Annotated in this window: 14 protein-coding genes and 1 riboswitch; of the genes, 4 read left to right on the forward strand and 10 right to left on the reverse strand. The window is 49.5% G+C overall.

Annotated elements, in window-relative coordinates:
• Positions 1–154: 154 nt before the first annotated feature.
• The 9 genes from thiH to LHL18_RS00045 form a co-directional block, all read right to left on the reverse strand.
• Positions 155–1,267, reverse strand: coding sequence for a 2-iminoacetate synthase ThiH (thiH, locus tag LHL18_RS00005; RefSeq protein WP_226765284.1), 1,113 nt, complete (start codon positions 1,265–1,267; stop codon positions 155–157).
• The gene (locus LHL18_RS00010) at positions 1,264–2,031 is read right to left on the reverse strand and encodes a thiazole synthase (RefSeq protein ID WP_226765285.1); all 768 of its coding nucleotides are present in this window, start codon (positions 2,029–2,031) and stop codon (positions 1,264–1,266) included. The genes thiH and LHL18_RS00010 overlap by 4 nt, the downstream gene beginning before the upstream one ends.
• Positions 2,032–2,033: 2 nt before the next feature.
• Positions 2,034–2,234: a sulfur carrier protein ThiS gene (thiS, locus tag LHL18_RS00015; protein WP_166670434.1), complete on the reverse strand. Its 201-nt coding sequence runs from the start codon at positions 2,232–2,234 to the stop codon at positions 2,034–2,036.
• Positions 2,218–3,717, reverse strand: coding sequence for a thiamine phosphate synthase (thiE, locus tag LHL18_RS00020; RefSeq protein ID WP_226765286.1), 1,500 nt, complete (start codon positions 3,715–3,717; stop codon positions 2,218–2,220). The genes thiS and thiE overlap by 17 nt, the downstream gene beginning before the upstream one ends.
• A complete protein-coding gene (gene thiC / locus LHL18_RS00025; protein ID WP_404817922.1) occupies positions 3,710–5,485 on the reverse strand; it encodes a phosphomethylpyrimidine synthase ThiC in 1,776 nt (591 codons plus the stop codon). Before thiC ends, thiE begins: the two co-directional genes overlap by 8 nt.
• Before the next feature lie 96 nt (positions 5,486–5,581).
• Positions 5,582–5,692: riboswitch (TPP riboswitch) on the reverse strand.
• Between the two features lie 81 nt (positions 5,693–5,773).
• Positions 5,774–7,207 (reverse strand): exodeoxyribonuclease I, encoded by a 1,434-nt coding sequence (gene sbcB, locus LHL18_RS00030; protein ID WP_226765287.1) that lies wholly within the window; start codon positions 7,205–7,207, stop codon positions 5,774–5,776.
• A 72-nt stretch (positions 7,208–7,279) separates the two neighbouring features.
• Positions 7,280–7,444 carry a hypothetical protein gene (locus tag LHL18_RS00035; protein WP_226765288.1) on the reverse strand — a complete coding sequence of 55 codons (165 nt, stop codon included), beginning with the start codon at positions 7,442–7,444 and terminating at the stop codon, positions 7,280–7,282.
• Between the two features lie 90 nt (positions 7,445–7,534).
• Positions 7,535–10,063: an EAL domain-containing protein gene (locus LHL18_RS00040; RefSeq protein ID WP_226765289.1), complete on the reverse strand. Its 2,529-nt coding sequence runs from the start codon at positions 10,061–10,063 to the stop codon at positions 7,535–7,537.
• A gap of 114 nt (positions 10,064–10,177) precedes the next feature.
• Entirely contained in the window at positions 10,178–11,011 is an 834-nt protein-coding gene (locus LHL18_RS00045) for a LysR family transcriptional regulator (RefSeq protein WP_226765290.1), read from the reverse strand.
• Positions 11,012–11,120: 109 nt separating this feature from the next.
• Between LHL18_RS00045 and LHL18_RS00050 the strand changes: the two genes are divergently transcribed.
• The 3 genes from LHL18_RS00050 to LHL18_RS00060 are packed head-to-tail and all read left to right on the forward strand — an operon-like array spanning position 11,121 to position 15,571.
• Complete coding sequence (locus LHL18_RS00050; RefSeq protein WP_134055170.1) at positions 11,121–12,302, forward strand: acyl-CoA dehydrogenase; 1,182 nt, start codon at positions 11,121–11,123, stop codon at positions 12,300–12,302.
• Positions 12,303–12,329: 27 nt separating this feature from the next.
• Positions 12,330–14,540 carry a thiamine pyrophosphate-dependent enzyme gene (locus tag LHL18_RS00055; RefSeq protein ID WP_134055168.1) on the forward strand — a complete coding sequence of 737 codons (2,211 nt, stop codon included), beginning with the start codon at positions 12,330–12,332 and terminating at the stop codon, positions 14,538–14,540.
• Entirely contained in the window at positions 14,537–15,571 is a 1,035-nt protein-coding gene (locus LHL18_RS00060; protein WP_134055166.1) for a malonyl CoA-ACP transacylase, read from the forward strand. Before LHL18_RS00055 ends, LHL18_RS00060 begins: the two co-directional genes overlap by 4 nt.
• Here the strand turns inward: LHL18_RS00060 and LHL18_RS00065 are convergent.
• Positions 15,568–16,740 (reverse strand): tetratricopeptide repeat protein, encoded by a 1,173-nt coding sequence (locus LHL18_RS00065; RefSeq protein ID WP_134055164.1) that lies wholly within the window; start codon positions 16,738–16,740, stop codon positions 15,568–15,570. The genes LHL18_RS00060 and LHL18_RS00065 overlap by 4 nt on opposite strands.
• 168 nt (positions 16,741–16,908) lie before the next feature.
• On the opposite strand from LHL18_RS00065, the gene LHL18_RS00070 reads away from it, so the two are divergent.
• Complete coding sequence (locus LHL18_RS00070; protein WP_226765291.1) at positions 16,909–17,910, forward strand: isoaspartyl peptidase/L-asparaginase family protein; 1,002 nt, start codon at positions 16,909–16,911, stop codon at positions 17,908–17,910.
• The last annotated feature ends 70 nt before the right edge of the window (positions 17,911–17,980 follow it).

Here is a 17,980-nt window from a genome sequence, read left to right on the forward strand (position 1 = left end):
TGCCGAGCAATGTAGTTCACCGCCAGGCACCCAATACTAACCCCGCTCAATAGAGCGGGTTTTTTTATTGCCTACATAAAACTGCATCGAATGATACCATCTGCTAACGTCCAATAAAAAAGCCCGCATCGCGGGCTTTTTAGAGCGAGCTGTGTCAACGGCCGAGGCAAGTTTCCCAATCTTTCCAGACCGGTTGTAACCCTTGTTCAGTCATGTCTGCAGCGACCTGAGAAGGTAAACGGTCGTCATCAATGCTGAACTGCTGCAGACTTTCCGGTGCTACACTATACCCCCCGGGTTGCGTTTTTGAACCAGCACTCAGACTGGTAATGGCTAGTGGAGCAACAGCGCGGCGAAATTCTGCCGACTCACGCGTTGACAGGCTTATCTCCAGTTCTGGCGCAAATAGACGAAATGCACATATCAGTTGGATGAGATCTCTGTCTGTAACAGTGTTATCAGCGATACCACCGCCACTGCAGGGGCGGATCCTGGGCACAGACAGGCTAAAGCGGCATTGCCAGTATCGTTTTTGCAAATACTGCAGATGTTGGGCAAGCATAACTGCATCGGTACGCCAGTCTGTTAGTCCAAGCAGAACACCAAGGCCTATCTTATCGATGCCGGCTTGCCCAATTCTGTCCGGGCCGTTAAGCCGCCATGGCATATCGGCTTTTCGCCCCTTAATATGATGTTGTTGATAGGCGCTTGCCTGATAGGTTTCTTGGTATAGCATTACCGCATCGACGCCAAGTTGCCTGAGTTCGGCATATTCTGATACGGCGAGTGGCTGGACTTCGAGCTGTAGGCTGCTGAAGTATCGTCTTATTACCGGGATTACCGTGCGAAAATATGCCATACCAACTTTGTGTTCATGTTCTCCGGTGAGCAGTAGCACCTGGTCAATGCCCAGCGCTTTTAACGCCTGGCATTCCTGTTCAACTTCTTCAACAGTCAGCGTTTTGCGCTTAATCTTCTGGCTCATAGAGAAACCACAGTAGCTGCATTCATTGGCGCACAGATTAGATAAATAGAGCGGAGCATAAAATTGTACCGTGGCGCCAAAGCGCTGTCTGGTCAATAAACCTGCTCTGTCGGCTATCTGTGGTAAGAACGAAGTTGCTGCAGGCGACAGTAACGCCTGTAAGTCGTTAAGCGTCAGTTTGCTTTTAGCCATCGCAGCCTGCACTTGCTGCGCCGTATAGTTATGACTATTTAGCTGAGTGTCATGCCAGCTTAGCGTTTGCCAGATATCGTGAAATGTCATAACGATGCCAAAAATTTAGTAAGTGGGCTGGACGCTTTAGCTGTGAGGTGTTGCACTGATAAGCCAGCTTCATAGGCTGAGCGACCGGCTTGAACTGCCAGCTTAAAGGCGTTTGCCATTGATACCGGTGAATGATTTGTCGCAATGGCTGTATTGATTAGCACTGCTGCCGCACCAAGTTCCATTGCGGCGCAAGCATGTGATGGGTAGCCTAAACCTGCATCAATGATCACTGGTACACCGGCCTGTTCAATAATAATGCGCAGCATAGCTTCGGTTTGCAAACCAAGATTCGAACCAATGGGGGCCGCCAGAGGCATTACTGCCGCGCAACCGGCTTGCTCCAGGCGTTTACATAATACCGGGTCGGCACCGCAGTATGGCAAGACAACAAAGCCACGTTGAACCAGTTGCTCGGCTGCCAGCAGTGTCTCTAGCGGGTCCGGCATCAAATAGCGTGGATCCGGATGGATTTCAAGTTTTAGCCAGTTTGTGTCCAGTGCATCACGGGCCAGCTCTGCAGCCAGAATGGCCTCTTTTGCCGTTTTTGCGCCTGAGGTATTGGGTAGCAGCTGAATATTAAGCTGGCGTAGCGGAGTGAGTAAGTCATCTTGCGGCTTACCAAGTTGCACACGTTTTAATGCCAGAGTGATAAGCTGCGTTTCGCTGGCAACAATTGCCTGCTGCATCAATGCCGCGCTGGCAAATTTACCGCTGCCAAGTAGTAAGCGGCTGTGAAAGGTTTTATCGGCGATAGTCAGCATGACTAGCCTCCTGTTACCAGCTGGAAAAATTGTACCGCATCGGCGGGTGCTAACCGGTGCTCCGGCCATAGCCGCTTAGCCAATACATTGTTGTTGATTGCAACTGCCAGCCCGTTTGGATCCAGCCCTAACCGCGTTACCAGTTGTTCGACCGTGCTGACGGCTTCAAGCTGAAAAGGATCGTCATTAACTGTTATATGCATGATAGCTACTCCACTGCTGCAGCAGGTCGTTATACGCCTGCTGGGGTTTATGCTGTGCGGTAATTGCTGATACGACAGCAATACCGTCGACACCGCAGGCCGCAACATCTTTGATCTGCTGTAGTCCAATGCCGCCTATTGCAACTGTTGGGATATCGCGGCACAGTGCCGCATAGCGTTTTAGCTTCGTCAGTCCCTGAGGTTTTGATGGCATCTGCTTGGTTTGGGTAGCAAAAACGTGACCCAGCGCGATGTAAGAAGGCTTTAACTGTCGCGCAATCAATAACTCTGTATAACTGTGGGTTGATATGCCAAGACGAAGGCCTGCTGATGCAATAGCCGCAAGGTCAGCTTGTAGCAGGTCTTCTTGTCCAAGATGGACGCCATAGGCACCATGTTTTATGGCTAATTCCCAGTGATCATTTATAAATAGCCGTAAACCATAGTCGCGACTCAGGTTTATTGCTTGCTTGATTTGTTGTTCAATATCTTTGGCATCACCTTGCTTTAGTCTTAGCTGGATGACATCTGGCTGACAGGGTAACAACGATAATAACCACTGTACGCTATCGACAACAGGGTAGAGACCTATAGGTGAAACCATAGCAGCAAAAGCCTGAGCTTCCTGACGGGCTTGTAGTGGCTCTGACAGATGAGGGAAATATAGCGGATTTTCCGGCCAGGAATTATGCTGCAGGCAGCCCGCGCCTTTACCAGTGGTATAGCTCAGACTTAGCGCTTGCTGCAGATAAGCTCGGGCAATAATAACTGAATCAATCAGTGTGTAATTATGGGCAGCAGATGCTGCGATAGCACTGGACAACACACAGCCTGTACCATGATTATTTTGCGTGGGCAGCCGGTTGTGGCTGAGTATAATATCTGGCCTGGCAGCAGTTCGCAGCGTATCGCAGACAAATTGTCTGATATCGCTATGGCCGCCTTTTATCAGGACAGATTTTGCCCCTGCGGCGAGTAACTGATCTGCCTGCTGTTGTTCTGATGCCTGTGGTAAACCACTGAGCAGCGCCAATTCAGGCAGGTTAGGTGTGATCAGATCCAGCAATGGCATCAGTTGACGGCGCCAGATACTTAAACTGCTCTGGCTGATAAAATCATAGCCGGAACTGCTGCTTAACACCGGATCAGCAATCACAGTAAACTGGTAAGCAGCTTTGTGTTGCCTTAGCCAGTCAGCAAGCAGTTGCAGCAGCTCGGGCTCGGGAATAAGCCCAATTTTAATAGCCTGCGGTGGCATGTCTTCCAGCAGACAGTTTAGCTGAGCACACAACAGTGCCGGGCTGACGGCTTCATAGCCAATCACCTGGCAACTATTTTGTGCTGTCACAGCTGTTATAACACTGCAGCCATGGCATTCCAGTGCGCTGAACGTATGTAAATCGGCCTGGATCCCTGCGCCGCCACCGCTATCTGAGCTGGCTATAGTCCACACTATAGGTTTGGTGGGGGAGGGATCAGGCATCTGCAATCTCCTCATCTTGTTTAATTTGCTGGTTTAATCGCATTGAGCAAAACTTTGGCCCGCACATCGAGCAAAATTGCTCAGTATCAGCACCTTCATGGCTTAGCGTTTCGTCGTGGTAAGCTTTAGCCGTAAAGGGGTCTAACGCCAGGTTGTACTGATCTTGCCAGCGAAATTCATAGCGTGCTTTAGACAAAGCATTGTCACGTAGCTGAGCAGCGGGGTGGCCTTTGGCCAGATCGGCAGCATGGGCGGCAATTTTATAAGCAATTAGCCCTTGTTTTACATCTTCTTTGTTAGGAAGCCCTAGGTGCTCTTTTGGTGTTACGTAGCACAACATGGCGCATCCAAACCAGCCTATCATCGCAGCGCCTATACCAGAGGTAATATGATCATAACCAGGAGCAATGTCAGTCGTCAGGGGCCCCAAAGTGTAAAACGGTGCTTCGTGGCAGTGTTTTAGTTGTTCCGTCATGTTTTGCTGTATAAGTTGCATTGGCACATGACCCGGCCCTTCAATCATCACCTGAACATTGTAGCGCCAGGCAATTTTTGTCAGCTTACCCAGAGTGCGTAGCTCGGCAAACTGGGCGTCATCATTGGCATCAGCTATGCTACCCGGACGCAGACCATCACCTAATGACAGCGAAATATCGTAGGCCGCACACAGCTTGCAGATGTCTTCAAAATGCTGATAGAGAAAGTTCTCCTGCTGGTGCAGCCGTGTCCACTGCGCCATGATGGCGCCGCCGCGTGAGACAATGCCGGTGACCCGGTTTACCGTTAAACTGACGAAGTCTTTTAATACGCCGGCGTGGATAGTGAAATAGTCAACACCTTGCTCTGCCTGCTCAGTAAGTGTGTCGTAAAAAATTTGCCAGTTTAGTTTGCTGACATCCCCGCTTACTTTTTCCAGTGCCTGATAAATGGGGACCGTACCCACGGGCACCGGGCTGTTACGCAGTACCCAATCCCGTGTCTGGTGGATGCGGCGTCCGGTCGACAGATCCATTATGGTATCGGCGCCCCAGCGCGTCGCCCAAACCAGTTTTTCTACTTCTTCTTCAATGCTGGAACTGACGGAGGAGTTACCAATGTTGGCATTCACTTTTACTTTAAAATTACGACCGATAATCATCGGCTCGGCTTCAGGGTGGTTGATATTTGCCGGGATAATAGCGCGCCCGGCAGCGACTTCGCTTCTGACAAACTCGGCTGTTATCTGCTTGGGTATAGCCGCGCCAAAGCTTTCACCCTGGTGCCTGGTTACGCCATCGTCAATGGCTGCCATATTTTCACGCAGGGCAATAAAGTGCATTTCGGCGGTAATGATACCTGCGCGGGCATACTGCAGCTGGGTAACCGTTTTACCCTGTTTGGCGCGCAGCCGTTGATGTGTGAACTCAGTTATCTGCTCGTCAAGTGCAATATCGGCAAAAGCCGGCAAGGGGGAATCTTCAGTGTCGTTACGCGCAGCTATCCAGTTTGCGCGCAGCTTGGGCAAACCTCGCAGTACATCTAACGGTTGGGCTGGGTCGCCATAAGGTCCTGATGTGTCATACACTGCTAAAGCGGGGTTCGGCTCAATACTGCCATCCGCCAGATGACTATGGCTTAAATGAATATCCCGCACTGGCACCCTGACACCGCTGTGTTCACAGTGCAGATAGCGGCGTTTGGAACCAGGGAAAGTTTCACCCTGCAATGCCTGAATATAGGCTCGGGCATGGGCGCGCAGATCACGTTTGGATAGGGTTGTAGCAGACATAGCAAGCTCCGGTTTTCAAGTTGAGGTTGCTTGTCCGGAGTAGGGCAGATAATCACATGCAGCAACTTCACCAGGCGGATCTGTGCTGAGTAAAATATGGTATAGCCCCTTGTTTCCCTTCGCAGGTATTAGCCTGATCAGGTTCAACGGATCCCGTTTTCACGGTCTCAGCCCGCTGTAAACAGCTGGGCACTCCGACAAGATGGCGCTAAGTATTCACCTATTACTAGCGAATTTCAAGACTCAGTATAAAAACATCTGAGCACTGTGGGTGCTGTAACGGCCTTGTTACAGGCTCTGAACGTACAAATACAGCGACTTCAGAATTTTCATTTTCTGCTCATCGCTGGCATGTTCGTGTGCCAGATTCTCCAGCGCCAGACTGAATTCCTCCATGGTCAGGTTAGGTTTATCCAAACCGTGCATCAATTTGTCCGTTCGATAGCGTTGCCATTTTTGCTGCTCGCTGTCGGTCAGGCTGTGCGGATAATTACGTGCCCGATATAAAAACAGCAGATTATTCAGCCTCTCGTCAGCAAAAACCGGTACATTGCTGCCAAGTTGCTCAGGCGGTAGTTCGTGCAGTTGTTGCATTTTTTGCTTATCAGCGTTACCGATAAAACCGCTGTATAACTGATAATCCGGGTTTGTTTCGGTGGGATACTCATCCAACTGCTGGTATAGCTCGATGGCTTTGCTTTGACAAATCCGGTGTTGTCGCAGCCAGTCTAAATGTTGAAGACAGGTCGTGCGGTCAATGCCTAGCTCGGCCGCCCGGCTTTCACTTAGCGTTTTCGCCGGTGCCAAAACCGGACATTTATTCAAATGCACCAGTTTTAAACCAAGCCTTTGTTCGCCATCAGCTAAATCTGCTGTTTTGGTATACAGTTTCTCTTTCAACGCTGTAAGGTCGTCATGCAACAACGGCTCGGGCGATGCTTGCAGGTTGTAACAGATAACGGCATTTTTATTTGTCGGGTGAAAGGCTAGCGGCACTATCCAACTGACACAGCCTGAGCTTGCCGGAAATTTTGATGAAACATGCACCAGTGGTGTCATGCCCGCAACGTCAATCAACTCAGCGGCTTTGTTTTTTTGTCTCAGTTCAAACAAATAGGCAAACAGTTTTGGTTGCTGTTGTTTAATCAACCTGGCTATTGCAATAGTGGCGTGCACATCTGATAACGCATCATGGGCCTGTTCATGTGCCAGGCCGTTGGCTTTTGTCAGCTCTTCCAATTTAAAGCTTGGGCTGCCATCTTCACGCAACGGCCAGTTTATCCCTTCCGGGCGCAGTGCATAACATGCGCGAACCATATCGATAACGTCCCAGCGGCTGTTACCATGCTGCCATTCACGGCTGTATGGCTCGTAAAGGTTTCGGAACAAACTGTGCCGGGTCACTTCGTCATCAAAACGCAGGTTGTTATAACCGATTACGCAGGTATTGGGCTCACTGAAACGGCTTAAAATACGCTGCATAAAGTCAGTTTCTGGCAGGCCTTTTTTATTGCACAGCTGAGGGGTTAAACCGGTAATAAGTGCAGCTTGAGGATGGGGCAGATAATCGTTCGCTAACTGGCAATACCAAACATCCGGCTCGGCAATGATATTCAGATCCAAATCTGTACGGATGCCAGCAAATTGCGCAGGCCGGTCACGCTTGGGGTCTGCGCCCCAGGTCTCATAGTCATGGAAATAATAAGACATTTGTGTAGACATAGTTCAGTACTGTTACATGTTTTCTGCCAGAAAAGAAAGGCGCAATCATAACATCAGACTGACAACGGTGCGTTACTTATCGTCAACTAAGCTTTCGAGTGCTGACCCTGGGTCTTCTTCGCCACATACTGAGCTGTCTTCCGGGCTTGCTGCCTCTGCATCGCTATGCGAGAGTGGCGGTTGCCGTTTGGGATCTTGGGTTGAAGTTGTACTGTCCGGATCTGAATGCTGCGTCATTATCTACCGCCGAAAATCGATACTTTTGTCAGAAGTATAGGTAGGCTGAGGGCTAAAGCAAAACGACTTCATTATGAGTCTGACTGCGTTTTAGCCAGACTCCGTTATGTCAGCCTTAAACAGAGGTGCAAACTCCTGTGCCGGCCGTGGTGCGGAAACCAGATAGCCCTGGCCCTGATTGCAGCCGGCCTGGCGTAAAAACTCCAGTTGCTGCTGATGTTCAATACCTTCAGCGATAACATCTAATCCCAGCGCTTTGGCCATGGCAATAATAGCGCTGACAATCTGACAGGCACCGGGGTTATCCGGTAAATCTCTGACAAAGCTCTGATCAATCTTCAGTGTATCAATCGGTAAACGTCTTAAATAAGACAATGAAGAATACCCGGTACCGAAGTCGTCAATAGACAGTTTGAAACCTAAGGCTTTAAGTTGGGTCAGTTGGTACTGGGTTTGTTCCGCTTGCTCCGGGATCAGGCAGCTTTCAGTCAACTCCAGCTCTATGCGCTGTGGCGGTACGTCAGCCAACCGGATAATATGGTGTAACCGGGTAACAAACTCAGAGTCAGCCAGCTGCAGCGCCGATATGTTTACTGACACTGGTATTGTGCAGTTGTGCCATTGCGTCAGCTGCAGACATACCCTTTGCAGCACTTGCTCGCCCAGCGTGCTGATAAGCCCCAGTTTCTCGGCTAATGGTATAAACAAGGCAGGGGACATAACCCCCAACTGCGGGTGCTGCCAGCGAACCAGCGCTTCAAGTCCAACCAGCTGCTGGCTATCGAGCGTGAATTTGGGCTGATAATACACGTCCAGTTGCTGTAAGCGCAGCGCTTCGCGCAGTGCCTGTTCCAGTTTTAACTCATCAACATTTTGTTGCCCGGCACTGGCATGGTAAAAGCAATACTGGTTACGGCCACTGTTTTTTGCCTGATACATCGCAACGTCAGCGTGCTTAACCAATTGTTCTGCATTAACACCATCCTGCGGGTAGACGGCAATACCTATGCTGGTTGTCAGGAAAAACTCCTGATCCAGCAGCCGTACCGGCTTTTCTATCTGTTTAATCAAGCGCCTGGCTAAGCACTCCAGCGGATCTGTCTGACTAATCTCAGGCAGTAAGATGGTAAATTCGTCGCCACCCAGTCTGGCAACGGATTCGCCTTCACGCACTGTTTCGCTAATCCTGCGCGCTACCTCTTTCAGTGCCTGATCGCCAGCCTGATGTCCAAGGGTATCGTTAATACGTTTGAACAAGTCCAAATCGAGAAATAACACCGCGAGCTGATGATTGTGCCGGTGTGCATTGGCGAGGCTAAGCTGCAGCCGGTCAAAAAACATCCGTCGGTTTGCCAGCCCGGTTAATTCATCGATATAGGCCAGTTGATGGATTTTTTGCTCTTGCTGCTTGCGTTCAGTGATATCACTGAAGATTGCTGCGAACTGGCTTATCTGCTGCTGTTCATTGCGGATAGCCGTAATAGTCAGCCACTGTGGATAAAGCTCGCCATTTTTGCGCTTGTTCCAGATTTCACCCTGCCAATGGCCATGTTGCAGTAATACCTGCCACATATCGCGATAAAATTCTGTTTGATGCAGGCCAGAGCTAAGCAGACGTGGGCTTTGTCCTAGGACTTCCTGTAGCGAATAACCGGTGATATTACAGAAACTTGGATTTACTGATTGGATAATACCGTTGTGGTCTGTAATCATAATGCCATCGAGCGACGCATCGATAACTTTATGCGCTAACCGCAGATAATCGGCCGACGTTCTTAACGCTACGTCCCGAGCCATCAGCGCCGTTCTTAATTGGTCAACATAGGCATATTCGACGTTACGCAGGATATCGTTGAACGATAATAAACCGATTAACCTGTTATCCTGTCGTACTGCGACATGCCGTAGCTGATTATCCGTCAGCAAACGCACTGCCTGCAGCAGGGTAGTGTTAGCACTGATGCTGATCAGCGGTGTTGTGGCCAGCATTGCTACTGCAGGATTAGTATCATACTGAGTCAGAAAGCCAATCAGGTCTTGCTCGGTGAGAATACCTTGTTCACCGTTTCCAAACTGAACGACTGCGGCGTCAGCATCATGCTGATGCATCTGAACGACGGCGTCAGACAAAGGCAAAGAAGCTTGCAGATGCAGTGGCTCTTTGTTTATACATGAACTGACGTCGCGAAACTGCAGGTAAAACTCTATTCTCTGTTGCCTGACAATATCACTTTGTGTCAAAAGACCTACCGGCTTGCCGGATGGGTCTTCAACCAATAAACGGCGAATACCATGCTGTAACATTGTGCCAGCAGCGCTGCTGAGCCTGCTGCTGTTTTTCACACTACGCACCGGTGAGCTCATGACATTCAGCAAAAGAGTGTCAGCTGTACCCGGGTTGCCAAAATCCAACTTCCTGGTATCTGCTGCCGTCCAGATACCACAGACTCTGCCATTGTCGGGTGCAACGATTAACACGCTGCTGATGCTGTGGCGGCGCATTAAAATAGCGGCGTCGCGCACTGTTTGATCACTACCGCAGCAAACCAGCTGTTTTAGCGCAACAGTGGCTATCACAGGGTCATTATCATGCAGTGAAGTGTCTGAGTTATCGGGCATTATGCTGTGCAATCCAGGCGTCGAAATAATCTGTCCGGCACTTTATACAATCTGCACTATGTTCGTATTGCGACAGATCAACTTACCCTGATTCAGGAACGGCAACGGTGATATTCAGCCGACAGTTTTGCACAGTTGGCGCAATATTGTCAGTGACACCGAATCCTGATTTTTAGGATAGGCCAGGCCGATTTCGCGCTGTAAATTGAGTGAGGTTATCGTGCTTAACGTTATGTCCTGCCGCTGCAGCAAAGAGTCGAAGTTGGGGACCAACGCACAGCCGACACCGGCAGAGACCAGACCAAGCGCATACTCGATGGTTTGAATATCAGCACGGATATCAGGTTTAATATCAAGGCGGACTAACTCAGGGTAGAGAATATTCCAGGCATCGCAGGGGGTGCGTTTAATCAGAGGTAATTGCTCAAAATCCGTTAGCTGGATTTGCTGTTGCAGGCTAAGCGCAGTGCCGGGTGGCATCGCCAGCAGATAACTGTCGCGCCAGATTGGCTGAAATGCTTCACCCGCTTTTAGCTGATGCGGTGTGATAATCCTGGCATCACAAGGCTCTTCAGGCTCTACCAAATGCAGTTCCAGCCCGGCAACGCTGTTACTGAACTCGCGTAGCAGCTGACTCATGCGCTCTACACCTAAGGCCCGGATTAGCCCCAGCCTGAATTTAACTCTGGCGACAGGTTCCCGGAATGAGGCTTTTAGTGACTGCAGCTGCCCAAGCAGCCGCCCGGCGTGACCGTAGAGTTTTTCACCGTCTTCTGTTGGTAATACACCCTTGGGAAGACGCAAAAACAATGTCACGCCAAGCTCTTGTTCTAATTGGCGTAGTGCCGCTGACAAAGATGGCTGTGCTACGCAACAGTATCGGGCTGCAGCACTGACGCTACCTTGTTCATAGACGGCAACAAAATAATTCAGCTGACGAATATCCATAGGTAAAAGCTATACCTGATACAGAATTATTATATTTTAACTGTACATCAAAGCAGGCTAATCTGGCCATAACAAAAATTATTTCGCTGGTTTTATTAAGGAATTTGCTATGACACGCGCACATTTTGACTGGCAGGACCCTTTTGCATTTAGCGCAATGCTTACCGAAGAAGAACGCATGATCCGGGATAGTGCTCATCAGTATTGTCAGAACAAGCTCATGCCACGTGTATTGATGGCCAACCGCGAAGAACATTTCCACCGCGAAATTATGAATGAGCTGGGTGAACTGGGGCTGCTTGGCGCGACACTGCCGGAGAAATACGGCTGTTCTGCCGTAAATTATGTTTGCTATGGCCTTATTGCGCGCGAGGTGGAGCGGGTTGATAGTGGATATCGCAGCGCAATGAGTGTGCAATCTTCTCTTGTTATGCACCCGATCCATGCTTATGGCTCTGAAGCGCAGCGGCAGAAGTACTTGCCAAAACTTGCCACCGGCGAGTGGGTTGGTTGTTTTGGCTTAACTGAGCCGGATGCCGGTTCAGATCCTGCCAGTATGCGTACTGTTGCTAAAAAAGTAGCCGGCGGTTATGTGCTTAACGGCAGTAAAATGTGGATCACCAATTCGCCAATCGCTGATGTATTTGTCGTGTGGGCCAAACTTGACGGCGAGATCCGTGGTTTTGTGCTTGAAAAAGGCATGAAAGGCCTTTCTGCGCCGAAAATCGAAGGTAAGTTTTCACTGCGCGCATCCATTACCGGCGAGATTGTAATGGATAACATAGAAGTGACAGAAGATGCCTTGCTGCCTAATGTCAGTGGTTTGAAAGGCCCTTTTGGTTGCCTCAATAAAGCGCGCTACGGTATTGCCTGGGGTGCGCTTGGTGCTGCAGAGTTTTGCTGGCATGCCGCGCGCCAATACACGCTGGACAGGCAGCAGTTTGGCCGGCCTTTGGCAGCTAATCAGTTAATTCAGAAGAAGCTGGCTGATATGCAAACAGAAATCAGCATTGGTCTGCTAGCGTGTTTGCAGGCCGGACGTTTGATGGATCAGAATTTGTTAGCGCCGGAAACAATCTCACTTATTAAACGTAACTCGTGTGGCAAGGCGTTGGATATTGCCCGTGTTGCCCGTGATATGCACGGTGGTAATGGCATAGCCGATGAATATCATGTGATCCGTCATGTGATGAATCTGGAGGCGGTTAATACCTATGAAGGCACCCATGATGTGCATGCTTTGATACTGGGCCGGGCGCAAACCGGCTTACAGGCGTTTAGCGGCGTTTAATCAGTTAGCCTGAGGGGGGAAACTCTTATGTCCGATGCTGAACATCCTTGGGTATCACAATATCGCCAGCGGTTACAACATGGCAATTTACCTGTGCATAGCAGTAGCCATCACCTTGATTATGCAACGTTGTATCAATTGTGGCATAGCCAGTTGTGCAGTCGTTTGCTCGATCTGCAATCAAGGCAGCTGCAGGCTAAAGGTCAAAGTTTTTACACTATTGGCAGCGCCGGTCATGAAGGTAATGCCGCAGTAGCTGCCGCCCTGCGTGTAACCGACCCTGCGTTTTTACACTATCGCAGCGGTGCGCTCTTTATCGAGCGTAGTAAGCAGTTAGGCGGAACAACCCCCTTGTATGATATGTTGCTGTCGTTTTGCGCCAGCAGCGATGATCCTATATCCGGTGGTCGTCATAAAGTGCTTGGCAGCCTTGCGCTTAATATCCCACCACAAACCAGTACTATAGCGTCACAATTACCCAAAGCCGTCGGGGCGGCCTTCGCTGTGGATTTAGCCAAGCGACTGCAACTGGATGGGCAATGGCCACATGATGCGATAGTACTTTGCAGCTTTGGTGATGCGTCGGCAAATCATTCTACGGCACAAGGTGCTATAAACTCGGCGTGTTGGGCGGCTTATCAGCAGGTGCCTGTACCCATATTATTTGTTTGTGAGGATAATGGCCTGGGTATTTCGACACCCACCCCAAGCGGCTGGATAGAGCAGGACTTGGCCGACCGGCCCGCACTGAAGTATTTCGCTGCAGACAGCCGTGATTTGGCGCAGACCTATCATGTTAGCCGGCGGGCTGCTGACTATGTGCGCAGTAAACGTAAACCTGCAGTGCTACATTTGTCGACAGTGCGTTTATTCGGCCACGCTGGCGCTGATGCAGAAGCTGCATATCGAACCAAGGCACAGATAGACGCAGAACTGGAGCAGGATCCGCTACTTAGCAGCACAGCCGCGTTGCTGGCCACAGCCCAAATAAGCACTGTGCAACTGCAGAAGCAATTGGATGCTTTGGTTTTACAAATAGGCAGAGTTGCTGCTGTCGCCAGCTGCCAGCCTAAGCTGGTATCGGCGAAACAGGTCATGGCGTCGATTGCCCCGCAGCGTGATGCTGTGCCGGTGCCAGCTTTACTATCCGAAGAAGCTCATCAGCAGTTATTTGCGTTCGACCAACACAACGTCGGTAAAAAACAACATCTGGCTAAGCTGTTAAACTGGGCATTGCATGACGTGCTGGCGCAATATAAAAATTCTGTTGTTTTCGGCGAAGATGTTGGAAAAAAAGGCGGAGTTTATGGTGTTACCCAGCATTTAGTTCATGCATTTGGCAGTAATAGGGTTATTAACACATTACTGGATGAGCAAAGTATTCTCGGAATGGCTATCGGACTTGCACAGCAAGGATTTATTCCGATCCCTGAAATACAGTTTCTGGCTTATGTGCATAATGCTGAAGATCAAATTCGTGGTGAAGCAGCAACATTGCCATTTTTCTCCAATGGGCAATATCATAATGCGATGGTGATCCGTATTGCTGGCCTGGCTTATCAGCGCGGTTTCGGCGGCCATTTTCATAATGATAACTCGTTTGCAGTATTCAGAGATATACCAGGCATTGTCTTACTGTGCCCGTCAAATGGCCACGATGCAGTATTACTGCTACGTCAGGCTGTTCAATTGGCGCATCAGCAGAAAAGGCTGGTGATAATGCTGGAACCCATCGCACTTTATATGACGCGGGATCTGGCAGAAACGGGTGATGGTGGCTGGTTATGTCATTACCCGGAACCACAAGCGCCGGTTCCGCCGTTGGGGATGCCGGCAGTGTATGGTGAGGGCCGTGATTTAGCTATCATCAGCTATGGCAATGGTTATTATCTCAGCAGGCAGGCTGAGCTGGAGTTACGTCTGCAGCAATATCGGATCAGAGTAATTGATTTACGTACACTGGTACCGCTGCATATTGAGCATATTATTACTGCGCTGCATGGCTGCAACAAAGTGCTGATTGTCGATGAGTGCCGACGGCGCGGCTCACTAAGCGAAGAGCTTTTTACCGCTTTGCATGAGGCAAAACCCGGACATTATCAAATCCAGCGTCTATGTGCTGAAGATAGTTTCATTCCGCTTGGCGCTGCGGCCTATACTGTTTTGCCATCCAAACAGCAAATTGTACAGCGGGCCCTTAATATGTTGGGCGTGCCAGTCAACGAGGTGGTTAAGTGAAAAGAACGGCATTAGTGGTCTGTCCCGGGCGCGGTACTTACAATAAAACGGAATACGGTTATATCAGAAATCACACTCCTGAAGCCGCGTTAATGGCGCAATTTGATAACGCCAGAGAGGTTGCTGCGCTGACAACGGTAACTGAACTGGAAAGCATGCCTGTATTTAATCGCGCAGTGCACACTAAAGCAGACAACGCTGCTGCGCTGATTTTTGCCGCCGGCGTTGCTGATTATGCGGCTATTGATTTCAATCAGTTCGAAGTCGTTGCAGTAACGGGTAACTCTATGGGCTGGTACACTGCGCTGGGGTGTGCAGGTGTTCTTAGTGCTGAAACAGGCATGCAGTTGGTGACAGATATGGCGCAGCTAACGGCAGCCTGCAGTGGGGCACAGTTTATTTATCCGGTTGTTGACGATAATTGGCGGCCGGATCCGGTGCGCCAAGCGCTGGTGCAGCAACAATTGACACTGCACCAATCGGAGTTATTTATGTCTATCGCTTACGGTGGTTATGCCGTGCTGGCAGGCACTGAAGCTGCTGTTAAAGCTGCGATGTCTGCACTACCTCCCTGCGATGATAGATTTCCATTGTTATTAACAGGGCATGCCGGATTTCATACGGCGTTGATGCAGAGTGCCTCTGATAAAGCGCTTGCCAGCTGGCCTGCTACCCGTTTTAACCAACCTCAGCTGCCACTGGTTGACGGTCGGGGCCATATCTGGCCTGATCTGGGATCCGATTTAGCTGCACTACAACATTATACGCTGCAGCATCAGGTCTGTCAGACCTATGACTTTAGCAAAGCATTGCAAGTTGCAGTAAAAGAGTTTGCCCCTGAGCATCTTATACTGCTTGGCCCGGGAGCGGGGGCAGGGAGTGCTGTAGCGCAAAGCCTGATACAAATTAATTGGCAAGGGCTGACATCAAAGCAAGATTTTACCGATTTACAGCACAGCCGAATACCCTATGTGTTAAGTATGGGGATGCCTGAGCAGCGTTTGCATTGCACGCTATCTGGTTTGGCTTAGTGCAGCCTGGCTACCTGATTTAATACCGACAATTTGTGCTCGTAAAGCTGCTGTTCGTCATCAGAGGGCGCATTACGTTTGGCCTTTTTCATATATCGGACTGCAGATATAGTGTCATCAAGCGCATAGTAGCTTCGTGCCAGACCAAAATAGGCCTCGTGATTTTTTGCATCCAGACTGACAGCATTCTTATAGTATTTTATGGCTTCGGCATAATCGACATTTCTGTAGGCTTCATTACCCAGCATCAGAAAGTAATACGGATTACGATTGCGTTTAGCCAGCACGCGCCTTTCCAGCGTTTCTGCCTCAACAATATTACCTGTTTGCCGGTAGAGTACGGCCAGGTTAGCCAGAGTATTCGTTACTTCAGGTTCAAGCGCCAGGCTGTGTTTGTAACTGATTTCAGCCAACTCGTGCATACCGTTCACCCTGAATAATACGCCCAGGTTAGACCAGGTGACAGAAAATGCTGGGTCCACTTGTGCTGCAGCCTTATAGTACTCATAAGCATTGGCATATTGTTCGTTAGCAAATGCAACCGCGGCTTTATTGTTATAAAACATCGCCACAACTGTTGCTGGTGCTACTGACTTTTCCGGAAATTGGTGTTTTAGGCTGTAAGGATCAAAATCGACTACGAAGTCGCTACCTAGAACAACAGAGCCTGAAAACTCTTTGGATACCCGGTGCTGTTTCAGTCGAAGATTGATGTGGCCATTTAACCAGGTTTGTCTGAACGCACTGGTCCAGTACTCCGGAATCTGAATGTCCTGAAAAGTGGCGCTCATTCCCAATTCTTTCGCCATGCTGTAAGCCAGAATCGACAAACTCAGACAATTTGCTTTGCCTGACGCTATGGTTTCACTGGCCGTTTTTGTTGCGGTGTTGTCATACAGCAGCCCATCCTGGGCGTAAGAAAATATCAATCGAAGTGCGGCCTTAGTTCTCTCTTCAATAGATTGAGTATTGGTAACAATGCGGTTGAGATCCCGTTTGGTTGTGTCCGGCAGCGCAAAGATTTGCTCCGGTGTTTCAATTTCTGTTGTGCTGGTACCAAACTTAGACGCCATCAGGAGTTCTTCAGGCACAGGCAATGAAGTGCTTTGTGTTGATTGACAGGCACTTAAAGATGACAGCATTAAAACGACCAGTATCGTTAACTTCATACAGATCCCAGTGTTAGAACTACCTAATAAATATAGTGTAGAACGGTGATTTTACTAACAGGTTCTACCTGATAATGAGCAGGTTGGGGTAATTGGATGGGATAGCCGGTTGTGATTTTGTGGTGGATCAAGTACAAAGAACTGATAAGGGTTTCAGGGATTTTAATAATGAAAACGTTATTCGCGACAGCTTTGCTCAGTTTTTCAATTACAGTTTCGGCTGCTGACAAGCCGATTGGCATAGTGATACACGGCGGTGCCGGAACCATTAGCCGTACGACGATGACTGAACAGCAAGAACAGGCATATCATGTGATGTTAAAGCATGCCGTTGAGCAAGGCTATGCCGTGTTGGAGCGCGGTGGTTCAAGCGTGGAAGCGGTAACCGCTGCAGTTATCGTGCTGGAGGATTCGCCCCTGTTCAATGCCGGCAAAGGCGCGGTATATACCTATGATGAGACACATGAACTGGACGCGTCTATTATGGATGGCCGCGATCGCAATGCTGGCGCTGTAGCCGGGGTGACGAACGTGAAGAACCCAATATTGCTGGCACGGGCAGTGATGGAGAAATCTGTGCATGTAATGCTGGCGGGTACCGGAGCTGAGCAATTTGCTAAAGAGCAACAGCTGGAATTGGTAGATAACCGCTATTTTGATACTGAATTCCGTTATGAAGCGTTAAAACGGGCCAAACAGGCCATGTCTCCGCAGCCGCATCAGGCCGCAGTGCCTTACGATCCGGCGTGGAAAATGGGTACTGTTGGCGCTGTTGCCATTGATCGCAGCGGTAACCTGGCAGCGGCAACGTCAACAGGTGGTATGACGGCAAAACGCTATGGCCGGATAGGTGATGCACCAGTCATAGGTGCTGGCAACTTTGCTGACAATAACAGCTGTGCTGTTTCTGCAACTGGTCATGGCGAATACTTTATCCGCTATCAGGTCGCCAGTGAAATCTGTAGCCGCGCCAAATACCAGAACAAAAGTGCACAAGCTGCTGCAAAAGAAGTGATTACTGAGTTAAAACAGGTTGGTGGAGACGGCGGTGTGATAGTTGCGGACAAAAATGGCCGTTTAAGTTGGATCTTTAACACTGAAGGTATGTACCGGGCGATGAAAACGGAAGGCAAAGACGCTATCAGCGAGATTTTCGCCGACGGGGAATAATTACAACACAGGAGTAGAAAAACTCGGCTACGCTTAATCAGGGTCTGACGCGAGATATACAGTATAAGGG

Source organism: Rheinheimera aquimaris (assembly GCF_020531985.1).
In the GTDB taxonomy this organism is placed as follows: Bacteria; Pseudomonadota; Gammaproteobacteria; order Enterobacterales; family Alteromonadaceae; genus Alishewanella; species Alishewanella aquimaris.